24 protein-coding genes are annotated in these 26,589 nt (G+C 63.9%); 7 read left to right on the top strand and 17 right to left on the bottom strand.

Translation table 11 applies throughout. The features are described from left to right. Positions 1–52: 52 nt before the first annotated feature. The 7 genes from mgrA to J1C56_RS20970 all read right to left on the bottom strand — a co-directional run bounded on the left by mgrA (position 53) and on the right by J1C56_RS20970 (position 7,721). Entirely contained in the window at positions 53–1,105 is a 1,053-nt protein-coding gene (mgrA, locus tag J1C56_RS21000; RefSeq protein ID WP_214392010.1) for an L-glyceraldehyde 3-phosphate reductase, read from the bottom strand. Between the two features lie 393 nt (positions 1,106–1,498). Continuing rightward, entirely contained in the window at positions 1,499–2,635 is a 1,137-nt protein-coding gene (locus tag J1C56_RS20995; protein WP_214392009.1) for a Gfo/Idh/MocA family protein, read from the bottom strand. A 12-nt stretch (positions 2,636–2,647) separates the two neighbouring features. After that, on the bottom strand, positions 2,648–3,394 hold the full coding sequence (locus J1C56_RS20990; RefSeq protein ID WP_214392008.1) for a sugar phosphate isomerase/epimerase family protein: 747 nt from the start codon (positions 3,392–3,394) through the stop codon (positions 2,648–2,650). A 26-nt stretch (positions 3,395–3,420) separates the two neighbouring features. After that, a complete protein-coding gene (locus J1C56_RS20985) occupies positions 3,421–4,503 on the bottom strand; it encodes an ABC transporter ATP-binding protein (protein WP_214392007.1) in 1,083 nt (360 codons plus the stop codon). A 4-nt stretch (positions 4,504–4,507) separates the two neighbouring features. Further along, positions 4,508–5,428, bottom strand: coding sequence for a carbohydrate ABC transporter permease (locus J1C56_RS20980; RefSeq protein ID WP_214392362.1), 921 nt, complete (start codon positions 5,426–5,428; stop codon positions 4,508–4,510). Between the two features lie 25 nt (positions 5,429–5,453). After that, positions 5,454–6,356, bottom strand: coding sequence for a carbohydrate ABC transporter permease (locus J1C56_RS20975; RefSeq protein WP_214392006.1), 903 nt, complete (start codon positions 6,354–6,356; stop codon positions 5,454–5,456). A gap of 126 nt (positions 6,357–6,482) precedes the next feature. Continuing rightward, positions 6,483–7,721 (bottom strand): ABC transporter substrate-binding protein, encoded by a 1,239-nt coding sequence (locus tag J1C56_RS20970; RefSeq protein WP_214392005.1) that lies wholly within the window; start codon positions 7,719–7,721, stop codon positions 6,483–6,485. Between the two features lie 363 nt (positions 7,722–8,084). On the opposite strand from J1C56_RS20970, the gene J1C56_RS20965 reads away from it, so the two are divergent. After that, a complete protein-coding gene (locus J1C56_RS20965; RefSeq protein ID WP_214392004.1) occupies positions 8,085–9,140 on the top strand; it encodes a LacI family transcriptional regulator in 1,056 nt (351 codons plus the stop codon). On the opposite strand, the gene gndA is transcribed toward J1C56_RS20965, so the two are convergent. Both gndA and J1C56_RS20955 read right to left on the bottom strand, forming a co-directional pair. Continuing rightward, complete coding sequence (gene gndA / locus J1C56_RS20960; RefSeq protein WP_214392003.1) at positions 9,137–10,558, bottom strand: NADP-dependent phosphogluconate dehydrogenase; 1,422 nt, start codon at positions 10,556–10,558, stop codon at positions 9,137–9,139. The two genes, J1C56_RS20965 and gndA, sit on opposite strands and share 4 nt — an antisense overlap. Positions 10,559–10,693: 135 nt before the next feature. Beyond that, a complete protein-coding gene (locus tag J1C56_RS20955) occupies positions 10,694–11,134 on the bottom strand; it encodes a Fur family transcriptional regulator (RefSeq protein ID WP_214392002.1) in 441 nt (146 codons plus the stop codon). 606 nt (positions 11,135–11,740) lie between these two features. On the opposite strand from J1C56_RS20955, the gene J1C56_RS20950 reads away from it, so the two are divergent. Further along, positions 11,741–11,965 (top strand): hypothetical protein, encoded by a 225-nt coding sequence (locus tag J1C56_RS20950; RefSeq protein ID WP_214392001.1) that lies wholly within the window; start codon positions 11,741–11,743, stop codon positions 11,963–11,965. 9 nt (positions 11,966–11,974) lie between these two features. Here the strand turns inward: J1C56_RS20950 and J1C56_RS20945 are convergent, their stop codons facing one another. Continuing rightward, positions 11,975–12,196: a DUF2171 domain-containing protein gene (locus J1C56_RS20945; protein WP_214392361.1), complete on the bottom strand. Its 222-nt coding sequence runs from the start codon at positions 12,194–12,196 to the stop codon at positions 11,975–11,977. Positions 12,197–12,467: 271 nt separating this feature from the next. Between J1C56_RS20945 and J1C56_RS20940 the strand changes: the two genes are divergently transcribed. From J1C56_RS20940 to J1C56_RS20925, 4 genes are all read left to right on the top strand, one after another. Next, entirely contained in the window at positions 12,468–13,328 is an 861-nt protein-coding gene (locus J1C56_RS20940; protein WP_246591743.1) for a metal ABC transporter substrate-binding protein, read from the top strand. Then, a complete protein-coding gene (locus J1C56_RS20935; protein WP_214391999.1) occupies positions 13,325–14,239 on the top strand; it encodes a manganese/iron ABC transporter ATP-binding protein in 915 nt (304 codons plus the stop codon). The genes J1C56_RS20940 and J1C56_RS20935 overlap by 4 nt, the downstream gene beginning before the upstream one ends. Continuing rightward, the gene (locus J1C56_RS20930; protein ID WP_214391998.1) at positions 14,236–15,096 is read left to right on the top strand and encodes a metal ABC transporter permease; all 861 of its coding nucleotides are present in this window, start codon (positions 14,236–14,238) and stop codon (positions 15,094–15,096) included. The genes J1C56_RS20935 and J1C56_RS20930 overlap by 4 nt, the downstream gene beginning before the upstream one ends. A gap of 142 nt (positions 15,097–15,238) precedes the next feature. After that, positions 15,239–16,084: a metal ABC transporter permease gene (locus J1C56_RS20925; protein WP_214391997.1), complete on the top strand. Its 846-nt coding sequence runs from the start codon at positions 15,239–15,241 to the stop codon at positions 16,082–16,084. 132 nt (positions 16,085–16,216) lie between these two features. Here the strand turns inward: J1C56_RS20925 and J1C56_RS20920 are convergent, their stop codons facing one another. The 5 genes from J1C56_RS20920 to J1C56_RS20900 form a co-directional block, all read right to left on the bottom strand. After that, the gene (locus J1C56_RS20920) at positions 16,217–17,329 is read right to left on the bottom strand and encodes an ABC transporter ATP-binding protein (RefSeq protein ID WP_214391996.1); all 1,113 of its coding nucleotides are present in this window, start codon (positions 17,327–17,329) and stop codon (positions 16,217–16,219) included. Between the two features lie 134 nt (positions 17,330–17,463). After that, on the bottom strand, positions 17,464–19,128 hold the full coding sequence (bglA, locus tag J1C56_RS20915; protein ID WP_214391995.1) for a beta-galactosidase BglA: 1,665 nt from the start codon (positions 19,126–19,128) through the stop codon (positions 17,464–17,466). A 4-nt stretch (positions 19,129–19,132) separates the two neighbouring features. After that, on the bottom strand, positions 19,133–20,287 hold the full coding sequence (locus tag J1C56_RS20910) for a carbohydrate ABC transporter permease (RefSeq protein ID WP_214391994.1): 1,155 nt from the start codon (positions 20,285–20,287) through the stop codon (positions 19,133–19,135). Position 20,288: 1 nt separating this feature from the next. Then, complete coding sequence (locus tag J1C56_RS20905; protein ID WP_214391993.1) at positions 20,289–21,305, bottom strand: carbohydrate ABC transporter permease; 1,017 nt, start codon at positions 21,303–21,305, stop codon at positions 20,289–20,291. A gap of 218 nt (positions 21,306–21,523) precedes the next feature. Continuing rightward, entirely contained in the window at positions 21,524–22,879 is a 1,356-nt protein-coding gene (locus tag J1C56_RS20900) for an ABC transporter substrate-binding protein (protein WP_214391992.1), read from the bottom strand. Positions 22,880–23,234: 355 nt separating this feature from the next. Here J1C56_RS20900 and J1C56_RS20895 point away from each other — a divergent pair, with 355 nt between their 5' ends. Then, a complete protein-coding gene (locus J1C56_RS20895; protein ID WP_214391991.1) occupies positions 23,235–24,254 on the top strand; it encodes a substrate-binding domain-containing protein in 1,020 nt (339 codons plus the stop codon). 13 nt (positions 24,255–24,267) lie between these two features. Here J1C56_RS20895 and J1C56_RS20890 read toward each other — a convergent pair whose 3' ends face one another. Further along, positions 24,268–24,909 carry a GntR family transcriptional regulator gene (locus J1C56_RS20890; protein WP_184769882.1) on the bottom strand — a complete coding sequence of 214 codons (642 nt, stop codon included), beginning with the start codon at positions 24,907–24,909 and terminating at the stop codon, positions 24,268–24,270. 93 nt (positions 24,910–25,002) lie between these two features. Beyond that, a complete protein-coding gene (locus tag J1C56_RS20885) occupies positions 25,003–26,568 on the bottom strand; it encodes a carboxylesterase/lipase family protein (RefSeq protein ID WP_214391990.1) in 1,566 nt (521 codons plus the stop codon). Between the last annotated feature and the right edge of the window lie 21 nt (positions 26,569–26,589).

The following is a 26,589-nucleotide window of genomic DNA, read 5'->3' as shown; positions in this document are numbered from 1 at the left end:
CAACCGGCGGGAACGCCCGCCGCCTGCACGTTCGGAGCTTAAGCGCGCCGGCTTACTTCTTCTGCCGCGCCGGACCTTCGCGCTCCGACGAGCGCGCCCACAGATTGATGTCGGCCTCGCGGGCGTAGGTGTCGATCTCGGCCAGTTCGGCTTCGCTGAAGGCCGCGTTCTTCAACGCGCCGACGCAATCCTCGACCTGCTCGGGGCGGCTGGCGCCGATCAGCGCCGACGTCACGCGGCCGCCGCGCAGCACCCAGGCCAGCGCCATCTGCGCCAGGGTCTGGCCGCGCCGCTCGGCAATCGCGTTGAGCGCGCGGATGTTGGCGAGGTTCTTGTCGTTGAGGAAGGCTGGGCGCAGCGACTTGCCTTGCGCCGCGCGGCTGCCTTCCGGCACGCCGCCAAGGTACTTACCGGTCAGCATGCCCTGCGCCAGCGGCGAGAACACGATCGAACCTATGCCGAGTCCGTCGAGCGCGTCGAGCAGGCCATCATCCTCGACCCAGCGGTTGATCAGCGAATAGCTCGGCTGGTGGATCAGGCAGGGCGTGCCGAGCTGGCGCAGGATGTCGGCCGCCTCGCGGGTGCGCTGGGCGTTGTATGACGAAATGCCGGCATAAAGCGCCTTGCCGGAACGCACGGCATGGTCGAGCGCGCCCATCGTTTCTTCCAGCGGCGTGTCGGGGTCGAAGCGGTGCGAATAGAAGATGTCGACATAGTCGAGGCCCATGCGCTTCAGGCTCTGGTCGAGGCTCGCCAGCACGTATTTGCGGCTGCCCCACTCGCCATACGGCCCCGGCCACATGTCGTAGCCAGCCTTGGTCGAGATGATCATCTCGTCACGCAGGCCGGCAAAATCGGTGCGCAGGATGTCGCCAAAGGCCGTCTCGGCCGAGCCGGGCGGCGGGCCGTAATTGTTGGCGAGGTCGAAATGAGTGATGCCGAGGTCGAAGGCCTTCTGGCAGATGGCGCGCTTGGTCTTGTGCGGCGTGTCCTCGCCGAAATTGTGCCACAGGCCAAGCGAGATCGCCGGCAGCTTGAGGCCCGACCTGCCGCAGCGATTGTAGACCATGTTTTCGTAACGGTTCGGGGCGGGCGCATAAGACATATCAGGTCCTTCAGATTGGGCGTGGCGCCGATGCCGCCCTACCTTGCCACTTGCGGGAAGGGTCGCGATGCATGGCGCCACGCGACATGCGAGAGACGAGATGGGAGCCAGCAACGGTGCTTCGCGACCTAGATACTTGGTTGCACCACCACCTGTCCACCTGGGCGCGGTCGGGTGGACAGGGCGCGGCAAGGGTACCCCCACCCCTAACCCCTCCCCACAAGGGGGAGGGGACACCCCGCCCTGGAGCCTTCGTTCGGCCGACAACGCTTCCGCAGAGATTGCTCGGTGGGCCTCAAGGTCCCCCTCCCCCTTGTGGGGAGGGGTTAGGGGTGGGGTATTTGCTGAGCTGAACCCTGTCGGCGAACTAACGACGACCAGACCGACCAACAGCTACTTGGCCAGCAGCCCCCTTGCAGCAGCGGGCCCCAGCGGCTCGGGCCGTTCGCAGGTCGTCTGCATCTCGACGAACTTCTTCGTCTCGCCCGACTTCAGGATGCCGGTCATGATGTCGATGACGTGGTTGGCAAGTTCCAGCGAACAGCGGTGTGGCCGGCTCTGCATGATCGCCAGCGCCATGTCGGCCAGGCCCGCGGCGCGGTAGTTGGCCATCATGCCGTGCGGGTGCTTTTCGTTGGCCACCGAGAACGGATGGTCCCATTTCGGGAGCGTCTTCACCGCCTTTTCACCCCTGGTGTAGCTGAGATCACCGCCGAAGAAGTTGGGGTCCGGCATGTGGATGGTGCCTTGCTCGCCATAAAGCTCCATCGGCGCATGGCCGCTGTCCCACACGTCCCAGCTGGCGTTGAAGGTGAATGCCGCCCCGTTCTCGAACTCCATCAGCGCCAGGATCGTCGTCGGCGTCGTCACCGGGATCTTTTCACCGGCGCGCGGCTTGGACGAGATGGTGCGTTCCTTGGCCGGGATCGAGGCCAGTGCTGCCACGCGTTTCACCGGCCCGATCAGCTGGACCAGATTGGCGATGTAATACGGCCCGAGATCGAGGATCGGTCCGCCGCCGGGCTGGAAGAAGAAGTCGGGATTGGGGTGCCAGTGCTCCATGCCGTGGCTCATCACATGGCAGGTGCCCGAGGTGATCTTGCCTACCTTGCCCGAGTCGATCAGGTGCCGCGCCAGCTGGTGCGAGCCGCCGAGGAAGGTATCGGGCGCCGAGCCGATGCGCACGCCCTTCTTGTCGGCGCGCTTCTTGAGGTCGAGCCCGTCCTTGATCGCCAGCACGAAGGGCTTTTCCGAATAGACATGCTTGCCGGCGTCGATCGCCTGCTTCGACACCTCGTAGTGCACCGCCGGAATGGTCAGGTTAACAACGATGTCAATGTCCTTGGCCTTGAGCAGGTCATCGACGGTCTCGGCACGCAGCTTGAACTCCCTTGCCCTCGCCCTGGCCGCATCCATGTTGATGTCGGCGCAGGCGCGCATCTCGATGCCTTTGAATTCAGGCGCATGCTTGAAATAGGTCTTCGAGATGTTGCCGCAGCCGATCACCCCGACCCCGAGTTTCCTTGCCATATGCTGCTCCCCCTAGAAGGTCTTGGCGGCTGCGATCGAACGGCTTGCGAAGCGGTCGAAATCAGCCGGGTTGTCGTGTTCCATGACAAAATACTTCGCCGGCGTGTTCTTGCGCAAAGCCGTCACCAGCCCGGCCCAGTCGACCGTGCCGTGGCCGACATCGGACCAGCCGTCCTCGTTGGCCGCCTCGCCCTGCGGCGCGATATCCTTGACGTGGACAGCCAGGATGCGCGGGCCGAACTCCTCGATCCAGTGCAACGGGTCGGAGCCGCCACGGATCACCCAGGCAATGTCGACCTCCCATCCGATATCAGGCGCGGCTTCCAGGATGAGGCGCTGCGGCACCAGCCCACCCTCAACCGGCACGAACTCGAAGTCATGGTTGTGCCAGGCGAAGTCGAAGCCAGCGTCCCTGGCCTTGGCTCCGATGGCGGCGAGGCGATTGCCGAACGCCCGCCAGCCTTCGGCGTCGGTCGGCCGCTCCGCCGGCTCGAGCCAGGGGCAGGCAATCAGCTTCATGCCGAGCGTGCGGGCAATGTCGACCGCCTTGGCGAAGTCCTGTTCCAGCATGTCGAAGCCGAAATGACCGCTCGGCATGGCGAGACCGTTCTTGTCGAGCTCGGCGCGAAAAGCCTCGGGCTCTTCGTAGACCGCACCAAAGCCCTCGACCTGGGTGTAGCCGAGGGCACCCAGTGTCTTGAGCACCTTGTCCCAGGGTTGGAAGTTGCGGGCGCTGTAGAGTTGGAATGACCAGTCCATGGTTCTGTCCGTTTGCTTGGGGGATGTCAGATGCGATTGCCGCTTTGGCCGTCGAACAACGAGGCGCGCGCCGGGTCGAAGCCGATGCGCAACTGATCGCCAGATGCCAGATGGCGCTCGGCCTCGACGCGAAAGGCGAAACCCTGGCCGCCGAGCTTCGTCCAGACCAGCGTGTCAGAGCCCATTGGTTCGACCAGCTCGACGCCGGCATCAGCCGAAAACGGCATGGCGCGCGCCACGTCGCCGAGTGCGATGTGTTCGGGGCGGATACCCAGCACCGCCTTGCCGGGAGCCGCGACGGCGTCGAAGCCATAACGATCGAGCGGGATCTTTGCTCCGGCAATGGCAAAGGCCGGCTCCGCACCGCCTTCGATCTCGCCGTCGAGAAAATTCATGCCGGGCGAGCCGAGGAAGCCGGCGACGAAGCGATTGACCGGGCGATTGTAGATCACCTGCGGCGCGTCGAGCTGCTGGATCACGCCGCCCCTCATCACGGCGATACGGTCAGCCAGCGTCATCGCCTCGATCTGGTCATGGGTGACGTAGATCATGGTGTTGGCGAGCTTCTGGTGCAGCCGCTTGATCTCGACGCGCAGCTCCGAGCGCAGCTTGGCGTCGAGGTTGGATAGCGGCTCGTCGAACAGGAAAACGTCGACATCACGCACCAGTGCCCGGCCGATCGCCACGCGCTGGCGCTGGCCGCCTGACAGCGCCGCCGGCTTGCGCTTGAGCAGCGGCTCGATCTGCAGAATCTCGGCTGCGCGGGCGATACGTCTTGCGATCTCGTCCTTCGCCATGCCCGCCGTCTTCAGGCCGAAGGACAGGTTTCCCTCCACCGTCATCTGCGGATAGAGCGCATAGGACTGGAACACCATGCCGATGCCGCGGTCCTTGGGCTCCTCCCAGGTGACGTTCTTGCCCTTGATGAATATCTGTCCGTCGGAGACATCGAGCAGGCCGGCGATGCAGTTGAGCAGGGTGGACTTGCCGCAGCCCGAGGGACCGAGCAGCACCAGGAACTCACCCTCCGGCACGTCGAGATTGAGCTCCTTCAGCACGTCATAGGCGCCGAAGCTGAGCGAGACATCCTTGACCACGACACTCGTCATCGCCTCATCCCTTCACCGCGCCAGCGGCGATGCCGCGGACGAAAAGCTTGCCGGAAACGAAATAGATCACAAGCGGAACCAGACCCGTCAGCAGTGTCGCCGCCATGTTGACGTTGTATTCCTTCACGCCCTGCACGGCGTTGACGATGTTGTTGAGCTGGACCGTCATCGGGTAGGTGTCGGGCTTGGTGTAGACGACGCCGAACAGGAAATCGTTCCAGATGCCGGTGACCTGCAGGATGATGGCGACGACAAAGATCGGCAGCGACATCGGCAGCATGATCCTGAGGTAGATGGTCCAGAATCCGGCGCCATCGACGCGCGCGGCCTTGAACAGTTCTTCCGGCAGCGAGGCGAAATAGTTGCGGAACAACAGCGTCAGGATCGGCATGCCGAAGATGGTGTGCACCAGCACCAGCCCCCACAGGCTGCCATAGAGCCCGATCTCGCGTAGCACGATGACGATCGGGTAGAGCATCACCTGGTAGGGGATGAAGGCGCCTACGACGAGCACGGTGAAGAACACCTCGGCGCCCTTGAAGCGCCAGTTGGCGAGCGCGTAGCCGTTGACCGAGGCAATGGCGATCGACAGGAACACCGACGGCACGGTGATGCGCACCGAGTTCCAGAAACCGCGCGAAAGCCCGTCGCAGTTGAGACCCGTGCAGGCCGTCGACCACGCCTTGACCCAGGGCTCGAAAGTGATCTCGACAGGCGGCGAGAAGATGTTGCCGAACCTGATCTCGGGCATGCCTTTCAGCGACGTCACCACCATGACGTAGAGCGGCAGCAGGTAGTAGATCGCGACGACGAAGAGCGTGCCGTAGATGAAGATGTTGCGGCGGGAGAATGTGCGCCGCGGTCTTGGACCGCTGGGTCCGACAAGACCGCCAGCGCTGCTTGCCGCCGGCGCGACTGCCGCCATGTCGGGCACTGCGCGGAAAACCTGCTCAACCATGGCGCCGCTTGCCCCCGAATTCGAGATACGCCCAGGGCACGACGACGATGACCACCGAAAGCAGCATCATCGTCGAGGCGGCGAAGCCCTGGCCCAGGTTCTGCGCCAGGAACATGTAGTTGTAGACGTATTTCGCCGGCACCTCCGAGGCGATGCCCGGACCGCCGCTGGTCTGGGCGACGACGAGGTCGTAGACCTTGACGATGCCGCTTGCGATGATGACCAGCGTCGTGACCAGCACCGGCCGCATCATCGGAATGACGATGAAGACATAGGTCTTCCAGGTCGGGATGCCGTCGACGCGGGCGGCCTTCCAGATATCGGCGTCGATGCCGCGCAGCCCGGCCAGCATCAGGCACATGATCAGCCCGGTGCCCTGCCACAGCCCGGCGATCAGGATGCCGTAGATGACGATGTCTGCATCGTAGAGCGGATCGAAGGTGAAGCTCGTCCAGCCGAGATTGCGCACCACCTGCTGGATGCCGAAATTCGGGTTGAGGATCCACTGCCAGGCAAGCCCGGTGACGATGAAGGACAGCGCAAAAGGATAGAGGAAGATCGTGCGGAAGGTGTTTTCGAAGCGGATCTTCTGGTCCATCAGCGCCGCCAGCAGGAAGCCGATGACCAGCGAGAAGACCAAGGTGCAGACCCCGTAGATGGCGATGTTTTCGACCGCCGTCAGCCAGCGCGGCGTCGCCCACAGGCGCTCATATTGCTCGAGGCCGACGAAGCTTGCGCGCGGCAGAAGCTTGGAATTGGTGAAGGAATAAAACACGGTCCACGCGGTGCCGCCGACGAAAATGACCAGCGCGGTCAGGATCATCGGGATCGAGGCGATCTTGGCGTTCAGGTTGCGAAACAACCGGCTCGGTCGGCCCTGATACATCGGGGTCATCGGTCGGCACCCATCCGGATCGTGTGGCAATCTGCCGGTCCCGACACGTCGGGGCCGGCAGAACGCCGCTGTCATGACTGCAGCATCTCAAGCAGGGACCGGGTCGGGAAACCCGGAGAGCCTGCCCTAGTCCGCAGCGGCGATGATTTCGGCAAAACGCTTCTGCGCGTCCGCTGCCGAAAGCTCCTTGTTGGCGAAGAACTCGACGAACAGGTCGTTGACCTGGGTCACGCCATCGGCCGACATCAGCTGGTCGGGCGCCGGGATGATGTTGCCCTTGGCAAGGATCTCAAGCCCCTTCTTCATGCAGTCGTTGGCGGCGTTCAGGTCGACGTCGCCACGCACCGGCAGCGAGCCCTTCTTGAGATTGAAAGCAACCTGCGTCGCCGGCGACAGCATCACCGAGGCAAGGGCTTCCTGTGCCTTGGCCTTCTCGGGGTCGGTCTGCTTGGGGAAGTAGAAGGCATCGCCGCCGGTCGAGATGATCTCGTTGACGCCGAGGCCGGGCAGGCAGGTGTAGTCCTTGCCGGCAACCTGGCCCGCGACCTGGAACTCGCCCTGGGCCCAGTCGCCCATGATCTGCCCGCCGGCCTTGCCGTTGATCACCAGGCTGGTGGCCTGGTTCCATTCCTGGACGTTGGACTTGGCCGACATATTGCGCGCCTGGTCGGCGGCGGCGAAGACCTTGGCCATTTCGGCGCCGGCGGCCAAAGTCGCGTCCTTGTCGCCGAACACTTTCTGGAACGTTTCCGGACCGGCAAGCGCGACGAGAATCACCTGGAAGGCGAGCGTCGTCTGCCAGGGCTGCTGGCCGATGGCGAGCGGCACGACACCGGCCTTTTCCAGCGCCGGAGCCGCCGCCACGAACTCGTCCCAGTTCTTGGGAACGGCGACGCCTGCGTCGGCAAACGCCTTGTTCGACAGCCACAGCCATTGCTGCGAGTGGATGTTGACCGGCACGCAGTAGATCTTGCCGTCGAGCGTGCAGCCGTCGAGCAGGCTCTTGGGATGGATGAACTTGGTCCAGCCTTCCTTCTCGGCCAGTTCGGTGAAGTCGCGCATCAAGCCGGCCTGGACAAGCTCCTCCGCCTGGCGGCCGTGGTTGAACTGGGTCGCGCCCATCGGGTCGCCGCCGGTGATGCGGCTGATCATGATCGGCCGGGCGATGTCGCCGGAACCGGCAATCGCACCATCGATCCATTTGTTGCCGGTGGCGTCGAAGGCCTTGGCAAGTTCGGCAACCGCCGCCGCCTCGCCGCCGGAGGTCCACCAGTGCGTCACTTCAAGATCGGTCGCGGAGGCCGAACCAACAGCCCCAAACACGACTCCTGCCGCAAATGCAGCGGTCGTCAGCCTATAACGCATCGTACTCCTCCCTGAATCTGAAACGTTACAGGTGCGGACGTTATGCGATGTTTTTGGGCGCCGCAATGGGTATCCCGTGATTTTCTTCGCTACCCGAACTAAAGCGGCAATCTTGACGACGACCTCCAGGCTTAGCAAAAGCCGCTGCGATGCAGCATTATCAAGCAGAATGTACAGATGAATCAACGACAACTACCGGTGCTGCAATGCACGATACCCGGGCGCGCCACCGACTCGGCGAAGGCCCGGTTTTGGGCAAAATTAGCACAACCTGAAACGTTACAGTTATTGCGGTAAGCGCTTGCAAGGTTCATCATGCAAATGCGATATGCGCCGAGCAGATAATATGGCGGGGCAACGGCCATGAACGACAAGACACCGCCGGACGAAAGTGCCGAACCGACCGCTGGCGGGGAGGCCAATCCGCCGACGCTGAAGACCATCGCCTTCATGACCGGCCTCGGCGTCACCACGGTGTCGCGGGCGCTCAAGGATGCGCCCGAAATCGGCGCGGCGACCAGGCAGCGGGTGCAGCTCGTCGCCCGCCAGATCGGCTATCGGCCCAACCGCGCCGGCGTGCGCCTGCGCACCGGCAAGACCAACGTCATCTCCCTGGTGCTCAACACCGAAGAGCAAATCGGCGGCTTCGTCTCCGATCTGATCTACGGCATCTCCGAAGCCCTGGCGCAGACGCCCTATCATCTCGTCGTCACGCCCTATTCGCGCAACAACGATCCGCTCGAGCCGGTGCGTTATGTCGTCGAGACCGCGTCCGCTGACGGCGTCATCATCTCGCGCACCGAGCCCGACGACAAACGCGTGCGCTACATGACCGAGCGCGGCATGCCATTCGCCACCCATGGCCGCACCCATATGGGCATCGACCACCCGTTCCATGATTTCGACAACCACGCCTATTCGGTCGAGGCGGTGAAGAAGCTCGCCGCCCTCGGGCGCAAGCGACTGGCGCTGCTCGCGCCGCCTTCCAACCTCAGCTACTACAGGCACATGCGCGACGGCTTTGCCGACGCCTTGATGGAACACGGTCTCAGCGAGGTGCCGTTCCCCACGGCGACTGTCGACCACTCGATCGAAGACATCCGTGCGGTCACATCAGAACTGATGCGCCGGCCGAACCGCCCCGATGGCTTCGTCAGCGGCGCGGGCGCCGGCACGTTTGCGCTGGTCGCCGGTGTCGAGGATGCGGGCTTCAAGCTCGGCCAGGACGTCGACATCGTCTCCAAGCAGTCGTCAAAGCTGCTGCACCTGCTCAGGCCGCAGCTTTATGTCGTCAATGAAGACGTGCGACTGGCCGGCGCGGAGCTCGCCCGCGCGGTACTCGGCCGCATCGCCGGCCGCGACATCGCCGCGCTGCAGAGCCTCAGCCAGCCGAGCGCGGTCGAGGCCTACGAGGCTTAAGCCGCACCGCTACCCCACGGGCCGTGGAACGCGCCCGGCGCATCGATGCGCTCGAAGCCGTGGGCGCCGAAGAAATCGCGCTGCGCCTGGGTCAGGTCGGTCGAGCCGCGGCCCTGGCGATAGCCGTCGAAATAGGCAAGTGCTGACGACAGCGCCGGCACCGGCAGTCCTGCTTCGGCGGCACGGGCAACAATGCGGCGCAGCGAGGGATGCGCCTTGCCCATCATCTCGACGAAGGCCGGCACCATCAGAAGGTTTGTCGACGGGTCAGCCTTGCCGAAGGCCTCGGCGATGGTGTCGAGGAACTGCGAGCGGATGATGCAGCCGGCGCGCCAGATCTTGGCGATCGTCGGCATCGGCAGGTTCCAGCCGAACTCCTTCGAAGCGCCCGCCATCACCGCAAACCCTTGAGCATAGGCGGCGATCTTGCCGGCAAACAACGCAAGCTCGAGATCGCCAAGCACGTCGCCCCGGTCGCCTGCGAACTTCAGCGCGTTGGCGCCATAGGCCTTCTCGGCCGCCAGCCGCTCGTCCTTCATCGACGACAGCACGCGCGCCGCGACCGCCGCCTCGATCGCCGTCGCCGGGATGCCGAGCTGCTGCGCCTCGATCACCGACCATTTGCCGGTGCCCTTCTGCCCGGCCCGGTCGAGGATGATGTCGACTACCGGACGCCCGGTCTTGGGATCGTCGGCTTCGAGCACGGATGCGGTGATCTCGATCAGGTAGGATTCGAGACGGCCCTTGTTCCAGCCGGCGAAGACCGGGGCGATCTCTTTGGGCCTCATGCCAAGCCCGTCGCGCAGGATGCCGTAGATTTCGGCGATCATCTGCATGTCGGCATATTCGATGCCGTTGTGGATGGTCTTGACGAAGTGGCCGGCACCATCGGTGCCGAGCCAGGCGGCACAGGGCTCGCCCTTGAACTTGGCCGAGATCGCGGTCAGCACGCCTTCGACACGCTGGTAGGATTCAGGCGTGCCGCCGACCATGATCGAAGGACCGTGGCGCGCGCCCTCCTCGCCGCCCGAAACGCCCATGCCGATGAAGGTCAGGCCCGAACCCTCGAGCTCCTTGAAGCGGCGCATGGTGTCACGGAAATTGGCGTTGCCGGCGTCGATGATGATGTCGTTGGCCGACATGACGCCGCGCAGTGCCGCGATCTGTTCGTCGACCGGGGTGCCCGCCAGCACCATGATGATGACGGGACGTGGCGGGCGGATGGCATCGGTCAGCTCTTCGATCGAGGCGCAGGGCACCACCATGTCGCGCAACGCGCCGGCAGATTCGACAAACGCCTGGGTGCGGGCCGGCGTCCGGTTGAAGACAGCGATGCGGTGGCCTTTTTCGGCGATGTTGAGCGCCAGGTTCGAGCCCATAGTGCCCAATCCGATCAGTCCGATTTCGGCTTTTTCCATGATCGCCATTCCTGTCTGCTGATTGCGCTCTTCGAAAGTCGCGGCATGATTGACCGCGCCAGTGACAAGGTCAACTCGACACCCGGCGGGACGCGTTGCTTGGCGATCAACTCGTCGTGGCCTGACCCAGCGTCATCAATCCTTGCGGCGTCGGCCGTAAAGCTCGAGCCGGTGATGGACGATGTCATAGCCAAGCTGGCGGGCGATTTCCTGCTGCAATTGCTCGATGCGGTCGGAGCGGAATTCGATGACGTCGCCAGTGTCCATGTCGATCAGGTGATCGTGGTGGTCGCCACCGGCCTGCTCGAAGCGCGACGGTCCACCCTCGAAGGCGTGGCGGTGGATGGCGCCCATTTCCTCCAGAAGTTTCATCGTCCGATAGACCGTCGACAGCGAGATGCTCTTGTCGATCTGTTCAGCACGGCGGAAGATTTCCAGCGCGTCGGGATGGTCTTCCGTCTCGCCCAATATGTTCAGGATGATCTTGCGCGGACGCGTGATGCGGATGCCCGCCTTGCGCAGCGCTTTCTCGTAATCGGGCTTCCTGGGAACAGGCTTTGTCGCAGTCTTCGTCATGGTGCGACTATGTGCCAGATGACACTCAGTTGCAAAAGATTATGTCGGCGTTCATCCCCAGAAGAAGATGCAGATCTTCACCGCCACGCCCGCTTTCGCGCCTGGCTATTGTCATCCTTCGACAAGCGCATCCTTCGACAAGCTCAGGATGAGGGTGAGCCAAGTTTCTTCACCGCCACGCCCCGTTTCCGGTCTGGCCATTGTCAAGGAACGCTCCCTTGCAGGAGGTATTTCGGGAAGCGGGGCGCGAGGCCATGCCTTCCGATTGATAGTATGTGGAACGAACCTCGCGCACCGCCGGCGATTTCTGTTCCCGTCCGTTCCGCTTCCGCAGACCGCTTGAGGCATTGGCGCCTGTTTGCGGTCCCACTAGCGCATCGTCCAGCGCACCCGGGCCGTAGTGCCCGGAGGGGAACCCTTGGACAGAACCTCCCCGGATCAAGAGCCACGTTAGCCCAAGATCGGAGGCGCCGGTTCCTCCCCACAGATCACCGTCGCGACCGGCGTTCCCATGGGAGGAACTGGGAAGAATTGTACGGCAGGTTTCGAGGGTGTGGAGAAACGGGGGCGGCTATCCACGGTGGATGCTGACAGAGGGTGACAGTTTTGGCGTCGTCGCTTGCGGCTCTGCACCACAGCGGCAGCTTCGACATCACGGCATGCCGTGACCATTCCGCTATGCTAACGGTCACAGGCAACTTCGTGATTGTTGCGCTCCTCGCCAACCCGCTTTCATGCCGGCTATTCGACGCCCAAGAAGAATCTTCCGGCGTGGAAAAGCCTTCCATCAGCCAATCAAAGTCCGCCGGCGCGGCGGTGGGTTATCTTTAGCCTTAGAGCTCAGCCCAACTTGCCCTCTTCCTCGAACGTCACCGCGACATCGGCATTGGCCGACAGCCGTACCTTGTTGCCTTCGGTCTCGGCGACGAGAGCGGTGGAAATATAGTGGTGGTGGCCACGGTGGCTGCCTTCGCCGCTGTCCTTCCTGGTCAGCTTGATGCGGCCGTTCTCGACCCTGTCGACAGTGCCGATGTGGACGCCGTCGGCGCCGATCACTTCCATATGCTCGCGAATATCTGAGGACACGATCGTTCTCCCTGGTTGAGACTGGCGTTGGGGCTGGAAAGAACGACAACGCGCCAGCCGCCAATTGGATGCACGCCAGCCGGCAGCTGCATTTCTACTTGCAAACGATTTGCAATTGCATTGACAAGGCCGCGACGTGCCATTAGGTAAGGCATCGTACCTGCCGCCCGTTCGGCGCGGCTTTTCGAACGGGATTTCCATGACAGCGCTTCGTTTCACCCTTGCCGCCATCGCCATGCTGGCGGTTATGCTCGGACTATCGGCCTGCTCGCAGGAGAGCGAGGCCGGCGGCAAGATGAAGGTGGTCACCACCTTTACCGTCATTGCCGACATCGCCCGCAACGTCGCCGGCGACGCCGCCGAGGTGGAATCGATCACCAAGCCCAATGCCGAGATCCACAATTACCAGCCGACGCCGGGTGACATCATCCGGGCCCAGAAGGCCGACCTGGTGCTGTGGAACGGGCTGAACCTCGAATTGTGGTTCGAGAAGTTCTTCGAAAACCTGGATGGCGTAACGCAGGCCGTGGTGTCGGATGGCGTGGCGCCGATGGGCATCGCCGAAGGGCCTTATACCGGCAAGCCCAATCCGCATGCCTGGATGTCGCCCGAGGCAGCGCTCATCTATGTCGAAAACATCCGCAAGGCGTTTGCCGCCAAGGACCCGAAAAATGCGGAGGTCTACGCCAAAAACGCCGCGGCCTATGCCGAGAAGATCAAGGCGACCGTAGCGCCGATCCACAAGGCCATCGAGACCATTCCCGAGCAGCGGCGCTGGCTCGCCACCAGCGAAGGCGCCTTCTCCTATCTGGCGCGCGACTTCGGCCTGAAGGAGGTCTATCTTTGGCCGATCAATGCCGACCAGCAAGGTACGCCCCAGCAGGTGCGCAAGGTGATCGACCTCGTCAAGGCCAACAGCATTCCGGCGGTGTTCAGCGAAAGCACGGTGTCGTCGAAGCCTGCCGAGCAGGTGGCGCGGGAGACCGGCGCCAAATATGGCGGCGTGCTGTATGTCGACTCGCTGAGCGACGCCACCGGCCCGGTGCCGACCTATCTCGACCTGCTCAGCGTCACCACCCAGACCATCGTCAAGGGGCTCGCCCAATGAATGTGCCGCTGAAAGGCCGCCCCGCCACCACTGCGCAGGGCGGCGACGGCCTGCGTGTCGACAACATCTCGGTGACCTACCGCAACGGCCACACTGCGCTCCGCAACGCCTCCTTCGCCATTCCGCGCGGCACCATCACGGCACTTGTCGGGGTCAATGGCTCAGGGAAGTCGACCCTGTTCAAGTCGATCATGGGGTTCGTTCCGCTCGCCACAGGCAGCGTGTCCATCTTCGGCGAGCCGGCGCGCGAAGCGCTGAAGAAGAACCTCGTTGCCTATGTGCCGCAGAGCGAGGATGTCGACTGGAACTTTCCTGTTTTGGTCGAAGACGTGGTCATGATGGGCCGCTACGGCCACATGAACTTCTTCCGCATGACCCGCACTGTTGACCGCGAGGCGGTGGATGCAGCTTTAGAACGCGTCGGCATGGCCGACTTCCGCAAGCGCCAGATCGGCGAGTTGTCGGGCGGGCAGAAGAAACGCGTTTTCCTGGCCCGCGCCCTTGCCCAGGAAGGCCAGGTCATCCTGCTCGACGAGCCGTTCACCGGCGTCGACGTGCGCACCGAAGAAGCGATCATCACGCTGTTGCAGGGCCTGCGCGACGAGGGCCGGGTGATGCTGGTTTCGACGCATAATCTGGGTTCGGTGCCGCGCTTCTGCGACCGCGCCGTGCTGGTCAATCGCACTGTCCTTGCCTCCGGGCTGACGGCTGAAACCTTCACAAAGGCCAATCTCGAAAAGGCCTTTGGTGGGGTACTGCGCCAGTTCATCCTCGGCGGCGCCGAACTGCACCAGGACGCCGCCGACACGCGCCAGGTGACTGTCTTGACCGACGACGAGCGCCCCTTTGTCATCTATGGCGACGACAACGGCAATGACGGTGCGGCCAAGAAGGGCGGGCGCAAGAAATGATCGCCATGCTCCTGGAGCCGTTCGGCTACGGCTACATGCTCAATGCCATGTGGGTGTCCGCCCTTGTCGGCGGCGTCTGCGCCTTCCTCTCCGCCTATCTGATGCTCAAGGGCTGGTCGCTGATCGGCGACGCGCTCTCGCATTCGATCGTGCCAGGCGTCGCCGGCGCCTACATGCTCGGCCTGCCCTTTGCGCTTGGCGCGTTCATCTCGGGCGGGTTGGCGGCGGGCGCGATGCTGTTCCTCAACCAGCGCACAAAGCTCAAGGAAGACGCCATCATCGGGCTGATCTTCACCTCCTTCTTCGGGCTTGGCCTGTTCATGATCTCGCTGTCGCCTGCCTCGGTGAACATCCAGACCATCGTGCTCGGCAACATCCTGGCGATCACGCCTTCGGACACGCTGCAACTGGTGCTGATCGGCGGCATTTCGCTGGCCATCCTGCTCGCCAAGTGGAAAGACCTGATGGTCGCCTTCTTCGACGAAAACCATGCCCGTTCGATCGGGCTCAGGCCCGATTTGCTCAAGGTGCTGTTTTTCATGCTGCTGTCGGCCTCTACGGTGGCGGCTTTGCAGACTGTCGGCGCCTTCCTGGTCATCGCCATGGTGGTGACGCCGGGGGCGACTGCCTATCTGCTCACCGACCGCTTTCCCCGGCTGATCATGATCAGCGTCGCCATCGGTTCGATCACCAGCTTCGTCGGCGCCTATGCCAGCTATTTCCTCGACGGCGCAACGGGGGGCATCATCGTTGTCGCCCAGACGCTGATCTTCCTGATCGCGTTTGTCTTCGCACCCAAGCACGGGCTGCTTGCGTCGCGGCGGCGGGCAAGGCTGGAACTGGAGGCGGGGGTATGAGCTACTATCCGACCGTCGCAGTTGCCCCTCACCCTTACCCTCTCCCCGTAAACGGGGCGAGGGGGGCGTCAACGTCGAAGCTCGTCCCTTCTCCCCGCCTGCGGGGAGAAGGTGCCGGCAGGCGGATGAGGGGCGAACATTCATGATCGAAAACCTCTTCCTCCCCGTCGCCTTCCCGTTCATGCAGCAGGCGTTCGTCATCGCCCTGCTGGTCGCGGTGCCGATGGCGCTGCTGTCGTGTTTCCTGGTGCTCAAGGGCTGGTCGCTGATGGGCGACGCCATCAGCCACGCGGTGCTGCCTGGCGTGGTGCTGGCCTATATCGCCGGCCTGCCGCTGGCGGTCGGCGCCTTTGCCGCCGGCATGACCTGCGCGCTGGCGACCGGCTACCTCAAGCAGAACAGCCGGATCAAGGAAGACACCGTCATGGGTATCGTCTTCTCCGGCATGTTCGGCCTCGGCATCGTGCTCTACACCAAGATCCAGACCGACGTGCATCTCGACCACATCCTGTTCGGCGACATGCTGGGCGTGAGCTGGAGCGATGTCGGCCAGACGGCCGTGATCGCGCTGATCGCCACAGGTGCCATTGGCCTGTTTCGGCGGGATCTGTTGCTGCACGCCTTCGACCCGCAGCACGCGCAGGCGATCGGCCTGCCGGTGAAGCTGTTGCACTACGGGCTGCTGACGATCCTGTCGCTGACCATCGTCGGCGCCTTAAAGGCCGTTGGCATCATCATCGCGATCGCGATGCTGATCGCGCCGGGCGCGATCGCCTACCTGCTCACCGACCGCTTCGAGCGCATGCTGATGGTGTCGGTGCTGGTGGCGGTGCTGTGCTCGTTTTTTGGCGTGTATGTCAGCTTCTTCATCGACAGCGCGCCGGCGCCGACAATCGTGCTGTTGATGAGCCTTGCGTTCGTCGCCGCCTTCTTCGTCTCGAAGCGCCGGACAGCGCTGCGCGAGCGGCAGGTGATGGCGGCGGATTGAGCTGGGCTCCCCTCCCCTTGTGGGGAGGGTCGATCCGCGAAGCGGAGCGGGGTGGGGGTGAACCACCACCACCTACCCCCACCCCGGCGCTTTCAGCGCCGACCCTCCCCACAAGGGGGAGGGTAAAGGCGGTCACGCCGCCGCAGCAGCAAGCCGACGGCGGGCAAAGGAGTGGCCGTCGCTGTCGAAGATATGTAGCTCGTCGGGGCTGGCGGCGAGCCGGATCTTGGCACCGCGCTTGACCTCGGCATTGCCCGGCAGCTTCGCCACCAGCGGCTGGTCGGCCCGGCCGATGTCGATGTAAACCAGCTGGACCTCGCCGAGCTGCTCGACATAGTCGACGAGGCCTTCGAACAGATAGTCGTCGCCGGTCGCGACATAGAGGTCCTCGGGCCGCACGCCGAAGCTGACCGCCTTGCCCTGGGCCTCGGCGGGGGTTGCCACCGGCACCGAGGTCTTGTGGCCACCGACATGGCTGACCAGGCTGGTCTCGCCCGTCCTGTCGATGGTGCCGCCGACGATGTTCATTGCCGGCGAGCCGATGAACTGGGCGACGAACAGGTTGCCGGGGTGCTTGTAGAGCTCCATCGGCGTGCCGACCTGCTCGATGCGGCCGTCCTTGAGCACGACGATGCGGTCGGCCAGCGTCATCGCCTCGACCTGGTCGTGGGTGACGTAGATCATCGTGGTGTTGGGCATCGACTCCTTGAGCTTGGCGATCTCGATGCGGGTGGCGACACGCAGGGCCGCGTCGAGGTTGGACAGCGGCTCGTCGAACAGGAAGACCTTGGGATTGCGCACGATGGCGCGGCCGATGGCGACGCGCTGGCGCTGGCCGCCCGACATCGCCTTGGGCAGGCGGTCGAGATATTTGGTCAGCTGCAGGATTTCGGCCGCCGCGCGGACGCGCTTGTCGATCTCGGCCTTGCTTTCCTTGGCGATCTTCATGCCGAAAGCCATGTTGTCGTAGACCGTCATGTGCGGGTAGAGCGCGTAGGACTGGAACACCATGGCGATGCCGCGCTTGGACGGCGGGATGTCGTTGACCTTCTCGCCGGCGATCTCGAGCGTGCCGCCGGTGATCTCCTCAAGCCCGGCAATCGAGCGCAGCAGCGTCGACTTTCCGCAGCCCGAGGGGCCGACGAAGACGATGAACTCGCCCGATTTGATGTCGAGGTCGATGCCGTGGAGAATGTGCAGATTGCCGTATGACTTCTTGACGTCCCTGAGCGTTAGATCGGCCATGGTTTCCTCCCAGATTTTTCTTTCTCTGGAGCGCCGCGCGTCCACTTGGACGCGCAAAGGACGCTCCAGCACTTTGAATCTCCGCATCGTGCTTTCCGAAAATCGAACCGATTTTCGGACCGATGCGGTGGCGGTCAGACGAAACGCCCGAACCAGGCGCCGTAACCACCGAGCCGGACTGCGCCGGCATTGGCATTTCCATCGAGTCCGTATCCCGGCAATGGCTGCAGGCCTCGACCTCCGAGGTCGACGTTAGCCGCTGTGCTGCCAAGATTGAAGACGCAGACGATCTCCTCGTTGCCTTCCCTACGGGTGAAGGCAACGGTGTCGCCATCGGCCTTGAGGAACGAGATGTCGCCCTTGGCGAGTGCGGGATGGGCGCGGCGGAAGGCGAGGAAGCGGCGGTAATGTTCGAGCAGCGAGGCGGCGTCGCCCTCCTGCGTGTCGACAGCCTTGGTCAGATGGTCCGCCGGCACCGGCAGCCACGGCTTGGCTGAGGAGAAGCCGCCATTTTTGGCGTCCTTGTTCCAGACCATCGGCGTGCGGCAACCGTCGCGGCCCTTGAATTCGGGCCAGAAGCGTATGCCGTAGGGGTCCTGCAAATCCTCGAAGGCGAGGCCGGCTTCGGTCAGGCCAAGTTCCTCGCCCTGGTAGATGCAGACCGAGCCGCGTAGCGACATCATCAGTGCCGAAATCACCTTGAGATAGGCGGTGCCATCGGCCTCGCCCATGCCCCAGCGCGAGGCGTGGCGGACGACGTCGTGGTTGGAGAAGGCCCAGCACGACCAGCCGTCTGCTGCAGCCTTGCCGAAGTCCTCGAGCACGGTGCGGACCTTGGCGGCGGTGATCTTCTCCGGTGCGAGGAAGTCGAAGGCGTAGCACATCTGCACCTTGTCGCCGCCGGCGGTGTAGGAGGCGACGACCTCGAGCCCACGCTGGGAGTCGCCGACTTCGCCGACGGCCGCAGCCGCCGGGTATTCGTCGAGCACGGCGCGGAAGCGGGCGAGGAATTCGAGGTTCTCGGGCCGGCTCTTGTCGTAGATGTGGTCCTGGAAATTGTAGGGGTTCACCGCCGGTGCGGTCTGGTCGTTGCGCTGTTCCGGCGGCAATGCGGGATTGTCTTCGAGCCCGGCGGAGTGAAAGTAGAAATTGATGGTGTCGAGGCGGAAGCCGTCGACGCCGCGGTCGAGCCAGAAGCGGGCGACGTCGAGCAGCGCGTCCTGGACGTCGCGGTTGTGGAAGTTGAGGTCGGGCTGCTCGGACAGGAAGTTGTGCAGGTAATACTGCATGCGCCTGGTGTCCCATTGCCAGGCCGAGCCGCCGAAGATCGACAGCCAGTTGTTGGGCGGGCTGCCGTCCGGCTTGGCGTCGGCCCAGACGTACCAGTCGGCCTTGGCGTTGTCGCGGCTCGAACGGCTTTCCTTGAACCAGGGGTGCAGGTCGGAGGTGTGCGAGATGACGCCATCGATCATCACCTTGAGGCCGAGGCGATGCGCCTCAGCGATCATGGCGTCGAAGTCATCAAGCGTGCCGAACATCGGGTCGATGTCGAGATAGTCGGAGATGTCGTAGCCGAAATCCTTCATCGGCGACTTGAAGAAGGGCGAGATCCAGACCGCGTCCGCGCCGAGGTCGGCGATGTGCGGCAACCGCTCGATGATTCCCTGGAGATCGCCGATGCCGTCGCCATTGGAGTCCTGGTAGCTGCGGGGGTAGATCTGGTAGATCACCGCCCCCCGCCACCAGTCGCGGTCCACTGCGATTTCAGGGTTTTCGATCTTGCGCATTGCGGCTTGCATCGAGCTAGCCTCCCTTGACTGAACCCGCGAGCAGGCCGCGGACGAAATAACGTTGAAGCGAGAAGAACACGATCAGCGGCACGATGATGGTGACGAAGGCCGAGGTGGTGAGGATTTCCCAATCGCCGCCGCGCGAGCCGAGGAGCGCGTTGAGCTTGCCGGTGAGCACCAGCTGGTCGGAGCCTGAGCCGAGGAAGACCATCGCCACGAGAAGGTCGTTCCAGACCCAGAGGAACTGGAAGATGGCGAAGGAGGCCAGCACCGGGAAGGACAGCGGCAGCACGATCTTGACGAAGATCTCGAAGTCACTGGCGCCGTCGATGCGGGCGGATTCCATGATCTCGCGCGGGAGACCTGCGATGTAGCTGCGCAGGAGATAGATGGCGAAGGGCAAGCCGAAGCCGGTATGCGCGAGCCAAATGCCGAGATAGGTCTTGGCCGGCACGCCGAAGAACAGGCCAACGCCATTGTAGAGCTTGAGCAGCGGGATCAACGACATCTGCAGTGGCACGACCAGCAGGCCGATGATGACGGCGATCAAAAGCGCACGGCCGGGAAAACGCATCCAGGCGAGCGCATACGCTGCGTAGGCGGCGATCAGGATCGGGATGATGGTCGCCGGAATGGTCACCGTCAGCGAGTTGATGAACGAACGGCCGATGCCTTCTGAAAACAGCACTGTCTGGTAGTTGTCGGTGGTGAAGCGCGGTGGTGCCGACGATGCGTAGTAGACGCGCTGGCCGCGGTCGCCCTCGAAGGCTTTGGGCGACTGCATGACGAAGGAACCGTCGGCGTTGAGCTGAAGCGAAACGCCCTCGCCGAGATCGGCAACCGTGCCGGCTTCGTATTGCGTCGGTTGCTGCGCCTTGATGCCGAAGGCGCTGATGTTGCGAGCCGGACCGTCACCGAAGATGTTGCCTTCGATGACGAATTTCCCGTCCTTTTCGATCTGGGCCGAAGCACCCGGCAGGCGGCCGGCTTCCGTCTGCGACGAGGTCGAGAGTGCGGTCCACCAGCCCGAGACAATAAGCTGATCCTTGTCGCGCAGAGAGCTGACCAGGATGCCAAGCGTCGGAATCGTCCAGATGGCGACGAAGACGAACACCGCGATGTGGACGCCGAAGCGGCCGAGGAAGGACTTTCCGCTTGAGCTTGCCATGTCAGTGCCCTCCCCCGCCTTCGCGATTGGCCTGGCGAATGTTCCAGATCATGATCGGAACGACAGCGAGCATGATGATGACGGCGATTGCCGCACCGCGGCCGAAATCGCCACCGCCTCGGAACATCCAGTCGAACATCAGATTGGCCAGCACCTGGCTGTTCCACTGGCCGTTGGTCATTGTCAAAACGATGTCGAAGACCTTGAGCACGAGGATGGTGATTGTGGTCCAGACAACCGCGATCGAGCCCCAGATCTGCGGCACCATGATCTTCCAGAAAATCTGGAACGGGTTGGCGCCGTCGATGACGGCCGCCTCGATGGTCTCCTCGGGAATGCCGCGCAGCGCCGACGACAGGATGACCATGGCAAAGCCGGTCTGGATCCAGATCAGGATCACCATCAGGAAGAAGTTGTTCCAGAATGGCGTCGAGATCCACACCTGCGGGTTGCCGCCGAGATACTGCACGGCAGCGTTCAGAATACCGATCTGGGTCTGGCCTTCGGCGCGGTACTCGTAGACGAATTTCCAGATGACGCTGGCGCCGACAAACGAGATGGCGAGCGGCAGGAAGACCAGGCTTTTGGCGATATTGCCCCACCAGATCTTGTCGGTGAGCACGGCGATGATCAGGCCGAAGAAGGTGCAGGCGGCCGGAACGACAGCGAGCCAGAGCAGGTTGTTGAAGATCGAGTTGCGAAACTCACGGTCGCCGAACGCCCAGCTGTAGTTGGCAAAACCGACGAAGTTCTCGCCGCCGCGGTCCATGAAGGAGAGCCTGAGCGTCTCGATCACCGGATAGACGAGATAGACGGTGACGATCAGCATGGCCGGGCCGACGAACAGCCATGGCCGGATCAGGCCCTGGCGGCGAAGATTGTCGACCGCGGCGGCACCCGAGACGCCGCGCGACGGAAACACCGCGTCGAGGATCTTGTTGGCGCCCCAGTAGTAGACGACGCAACCGCCGACGCCGATGATGATGGTGAAAATGGCCGAAAGTATCTGTGCCGTCATGGGATCAGTCCCTTTCAACGGGCTGGTTCGAGCAGACTGCCAGTGTTGATGGACGCCGGCCTCAACCGTTCTCCGCGACTCCGGGTGTTCTCCGTAACACCCCGGGGCAGCCCACTCCCGGCGGGAGGGGGAACCGGGAGCGGCGCCGCCGGACCTTCTCCCCGGCGGGGAGAAGGTGGCCGCGGAGCGGCCGGTAGAGGGCTTGGCTTGCGCCAAGCCTACTTGATCGCGTCCCAGCTCTTCTGGATGTCGGCGGCGACATCGGCTGCGGGCTTGCCGCCGACGAGGTCGATCATGCCGGTCCAGAAGGCGCCGGCGCCGATCTTGCCGGGCATCAGGTCGGAGCCGTCGAAGCGGAAGGTCGAGGCATTGACCAGAATGTCGCCCTGCTTCTTCAGCGCTTCGTTGGCATAGGCCTCCTTGTTCGCCGTCTTGAGCGGGGTCAGGAAGCCCGACTGCGCCATCCAGATCTCGTGGGCCAGCGGCATCTTCAGGAAGTCGATGAAGGCGCGCGCCGACTTGGAGTCCTTGGCGATGGTGAACAGCGTGCCGCCGCCGAGGACAGGATTGCCGAGCTCGGGCTTGGCGGCATAGGGCGGCAGGTAGAAGAAGTCCGCGCCCTCGCCGAGCTTGGTGCCCTCAGGGAAGAAGGACGAGATGAACGATGCCTGGCGGTGCAGGTAGCATTTGGGCGGAACCGCAAACAGGCCCTTGGGGCTGTCGCGGAAGTCGGTTGCGGCAACGGCTGCCTTGCCGCCGTCGACATACTTGTCGTTGGTGGCGATCTTGGCGAAGATGTCGAGCGCGTTGACCACAGCCGGATCGTTGAACGGGATCTCGTTCTTGGTCCACTTGTCGTAGACGTCGGGCGCCTGGGTGCGCAGCATGATGTCTTCAACCCAGTCGGTGGCCGGCCAGCCGGTGGCACCCCCCGAACCCAGGCCGATGCACCACGGCACGCCGCCGTCGGCGACGATCTTGTCGGTCAGTGCCTGCATCTCCTCCCAGGTCTTGGGAACGGTGTAGCCGGCTTCCTCGAAGTTTTCCGGCACGTACCAGACCAGCGACTTCAGGTCGGCCTTGAAGGGAAAGCCGTAGAAACCGGGCTTGCCTTCCTTGTCCTTGTAGGTGCCGAGATCGACCCAGGACTGGCCGGCGCCGTAGTTTTCCTTGACGAAACTGGCGGTGCCCTCGTCGAGGGGGGTCAGCAGGCCCTTCGAGGCCAGATCCTGGATCAGGCCCGGCTGCGGCAGGATGGCAATGTTGGGCGGGCTGCCGGCCTGGGTGTCGATGACGATCTGCTGTTCGTAATTCTCGGACGACGAATAATTGATCGTGGCGCCGGTGGCCTCGCTGAAATAGTCGAGCACCGAACGCGCCAGCGCTTCGTCTTCGCCGCGCCACGGCCCGAAGATCGAGAGCGTCTCGCCCTTCAGGTCGACCTTCTTGAGTTCGTCGAAATTTGCCCAGGTGAAACGGGCGTCCTCGCCCGGCTTGAACTTCAGCTCCGCCGACGCGGGCGCGCTCAGGGCGACGGCAGCAAAAGCCACGCCCAGCAACAGGGTCTTCCTCATGGTCTTCCTCCCAGTGGATCGAAAACTCCGGACGGAACCTCCATTCCGCCCGCCTGCACCGCCCCGAACTGTGCCCCAGTCTTGCGCAAGCTGCAATACATCACGCAACGGCATTTCAAAGCGCTTTGGATGCCCTCATCACGCCACCGGAATTGTCAGGAGTCAAGAGGCTTGGCCAACTAATCGATTTAAACTTGGCAGGAGCGTGCGCTGCAACATGCTTTTTGGGCATCGCACTAGTAGATTTCGCTTCAAAGCAAGCATTCTGGCGCGTATTCTTGCTGGCGTGACGCGCCTGCTTCGCCCGACGATCGGAGGGAGCTCAATTGAAAGCGCTTTGGGAATTGGAGTCGAGGTGAACCTCAAGCAACTGTCGCTGATGCTCGAACTTTCGCAGACGACGGTGAGCCGTGCGCTGAACGGCTATCCCGAGGTCAGCGAAGAGACGCGCCGCCGGGTCACCGACGCCGCCAAGCGTCACGGCTACCGGCCGAACCCAAGCGCGCGCAGGCTGGCGACCGGCAAGGCCGGCATGATCGGCTACGTCATGCCGACAGGTGCCGCCGTCGACATCGATCCACATTTCGTCGAGTTCCTCTCCGGCCTCGGCGACTATGCCCGCGGCCACGAGCTCGACCTGGTGCTGAGCCCGGCAGACGCCCAGGACGAGGAGACGACCTACCGGCGCATCGTCGCCAACAAGCAGGTCGACGCGCTCTACATCTCGGCTCCCTACAACGCCGACAAGCGCGTGGCGCTTGCCCACCAGCTCGGCATCCCCTTCATCGTGCATGGCCGCAGCGAAGGGCTCGATTTCGACTATCCGTTCATCGACATCGACAATGAAGGCGCCTTCCACGACGCGACGCGGCTGCTCGTCCAGCTCGGCCACAAGCGGGTGGCGCTGATCAATGGCGACGACACACAGACCTTCGCCATCTTCCGCGAGCGCGGCGTGAGACGCGCGCTGGCGGAAAGCGGGCTGGTGCTCGAGCCCAGGAACATCCGCTCGGTAGCCATGACCGAGGAGAACGGCTATCGCGCCGCGCGCCGGCTGCTGGAGGGATCCGACGCGCCGACGGCGATCGTCTGCTCGAGCCTGCTGATGGCACTCGGCATCGTGCGCGCGGCGCGCGACCTCAATCTGACGATGCCGCGGGATCTCTCGCTGGTGAGCCACGACGACGTGTTTCACTGGCTGAAGCCCGAGCATTTTTCGGTGCCGCTGACCACGACGCGCTCGTCGATCCGCGCTGCCGGTGCCCGCGTGGCGGAGCGGCTGGCGGCACGAATCTCGGGTCTGGAAGACGGGGCGCGCGGCGAGGTCTGGCCGGTCGACCTGGTGGTGCGCGGGTCTATTTCAGGGGTGCGGTAGAAACGCGCGACCGCTATTCCTGCGGCATCTCGGCGGCGTTGTAGACGTGGCGGGCGGCAAGCAGGGCGGCGAGCTCGCTGTCGCCGGCGATCACCGCGCGCAGGATGCCGGCATGCTCTTCCCAGTTCTGGCGGCCGCGACGCTTGCTGATCGGCGCGAACAGCATCACCGTGCGGTCGCGCAGCGAACGCACCATGTCCTGCAGCACGGAATTGGCGGCGACCGTCGCCAGCGCCTCGTGGAACTCGGTGTTCTGGCGCGACAACAGCACCGGATCGTCGGTGTCGGCAAGCTTGGCGCCGTCGTCGAGGATGCGCTGCAAGGCGGCGATCTGTTCGGGATCGTGGCGCTTGGCGGCCAGCTTGGCGTTGAGCGCCTCGAGCGTGGCGCGAACCTCGACCAGCTCGCGCTTCTGGTCTTCGCTGAACACCGTGACCGACGCGCCGCGGCGCGGCTCGATGGTGACGATGCCCTCGGCGGCAAGCTCGCGCAGCGCCTCGCGCACCGGCATGCGCGACACACCCATCTCCTCGGAGAGGCGGCCTTCGACCAGCCTTTCGCCAACGCCGATTTCGCCACTGACGATGCGTTCGCGCAGCGCTGCGGTGATCAGCTTGGTGAGCGGAGCGTGGATTTCCCCGAGTACGACGGTCATGGTCTTACACTTCCTGTGGCAAGGGTCGAATCAACCTGCGGAAGCAACGCCTTGTGCCAGATGATACAGCGTCCGGGCTTTGGAGTACAATATTCAATCCGCGCCATCCAAAATGCCGATCGCCGGCCAGGAAGCGAGCCGCGCTGCGCCATAAAGCGGCCCAAACAGCATACCGTTGCCATCCATTGTCATTGCAGCAGAAGTGTCGGCTGGCAACCCGGGGTTGAGGGCCGGCCAATCGAGAGTTGGCGTTGCCGGCGTACCATCACGGACGAATGCCGCCCAGGCAGCCATCATGGCCCCGGAAAGGCCATCGGCGGTCTCATTCGCGCCGATCTTGGCGGCAAGATGCGGATGGCGATGGGTGCCGAAGACGAATGGCACGCAGGCTGCGTGAGGCGTGCCGCCGGTAACCGCGAGCGGCCAGGCGAAGTCGTAGAGAAAGACGGGCGGGCCGCGCCGCGCGTGCCGGGCAGCGCAACGCCAGATCGGCGCGCGGAAGACGAGGTCGGAATAGATCGCCAGCCAGATCGCATCGGAGCCGGCGTTGGGCATAGTGGCGCGGTAGCCGGCGAGGATCGCCGCGGGCGACGGCGCCGGTTCGAAGGGATAATGCAGCGCGATCAGCCGCGCGAGCGCGACGTCGACCGGCGCGCCGGCCCCGGGAGGCGAAAGCGCCGAAAGCCTGGTGCCGTCGGGCAGAGCGAGGTCGTACCAGAATCTTGCCTCGTCGCGGGTGAAGCCGATCAGCAGCGGCACGTCGGCGAGCACGCCATCATGCGGCCAGGCGTGGACGAGCGCCCCGTCGAGCGTCGGCGCGGTGCGCGGCCTGGGGAACCGCCTGGCGAAATCGGCGTCGCGCAGCAATGCGGCTTCGCGGCGGACGAGGTCGGTGCCGTCGAGATCGCGCAAGCCCGCGACCGAGGTGCCGAGGGACGCTGCCACCGCCTCGGTGTATTCGACCGCGGCGTCGAGCCCGACGAACATCGGCGGCTGGAACAGCGGCGGGCTCTGGGCGATGACGGCGCGGAACAGGCTGCGGCAATCAGGATTCTGGGCAATCAAGACGACGTTGGCAGCACCTGAAGATTGGCCTGCTATCGTCACCTTGCGGGGATCGCCGCCGAAGGCTGAGATGCTCTCGCGCACCCAGCTCAGGCTCGCGATCTTGTCCTGCAGGCCCCAGTTGGCGCAGGTCCCGGTTTCCGGGTCGGTGAGATCAGGATGCGCCAGACCACCCAGCGGCCCGAGCCGGTAGTTCACCGTGACGACGACGATACCGTGCTCGCTTGCGAGGCGAAAACCGTCGCAGGCGGCAGCGCCCCCATGGCCGTTGCGCGTCGCCCCGCCATGGAACCAGACCAGGACGGGGGCATCGCTGGCATCGGCAGGCGCCCAGACATTCAGCGTCAGGCAATCCTCGTCCATGCGCGCGATCGGCTCGTTGAGCCAGGTCTGGCTGCCCGCGAGATGTTGCGGCGCGGCAGCACCAACATGATCGGCCGGCCGCATGCCGGCCCAGTTCGGCGCCGGCCTGGGCGAGCGCAGCTTGAAAGGACCGACGGGGGCGGCCGCATAGGGAATGCCGAGGAAATGGTCGACGCCGTCATGCCGTCGCCCGGCGAGGCGGCCGGCGGGCGTTTCGACCGAGATTTCCATGTTGCCCATCGCCCGCGACTG

The sequence above is a fragment of the Aminobacter anthyllidis genome (assembly GCF_018555685.1).
Lineage (GTDB): Bacteria > Pseudomonadota > Alphaproteobacteria > Rhizobiales > Rhizobiaceae > Aminobacter > Aminobacter anthyllidis.
Note: the sequence above shows the minus strand (reverse complement) of the source record. Positions and strands in the feature narration are given on the sequence as shown.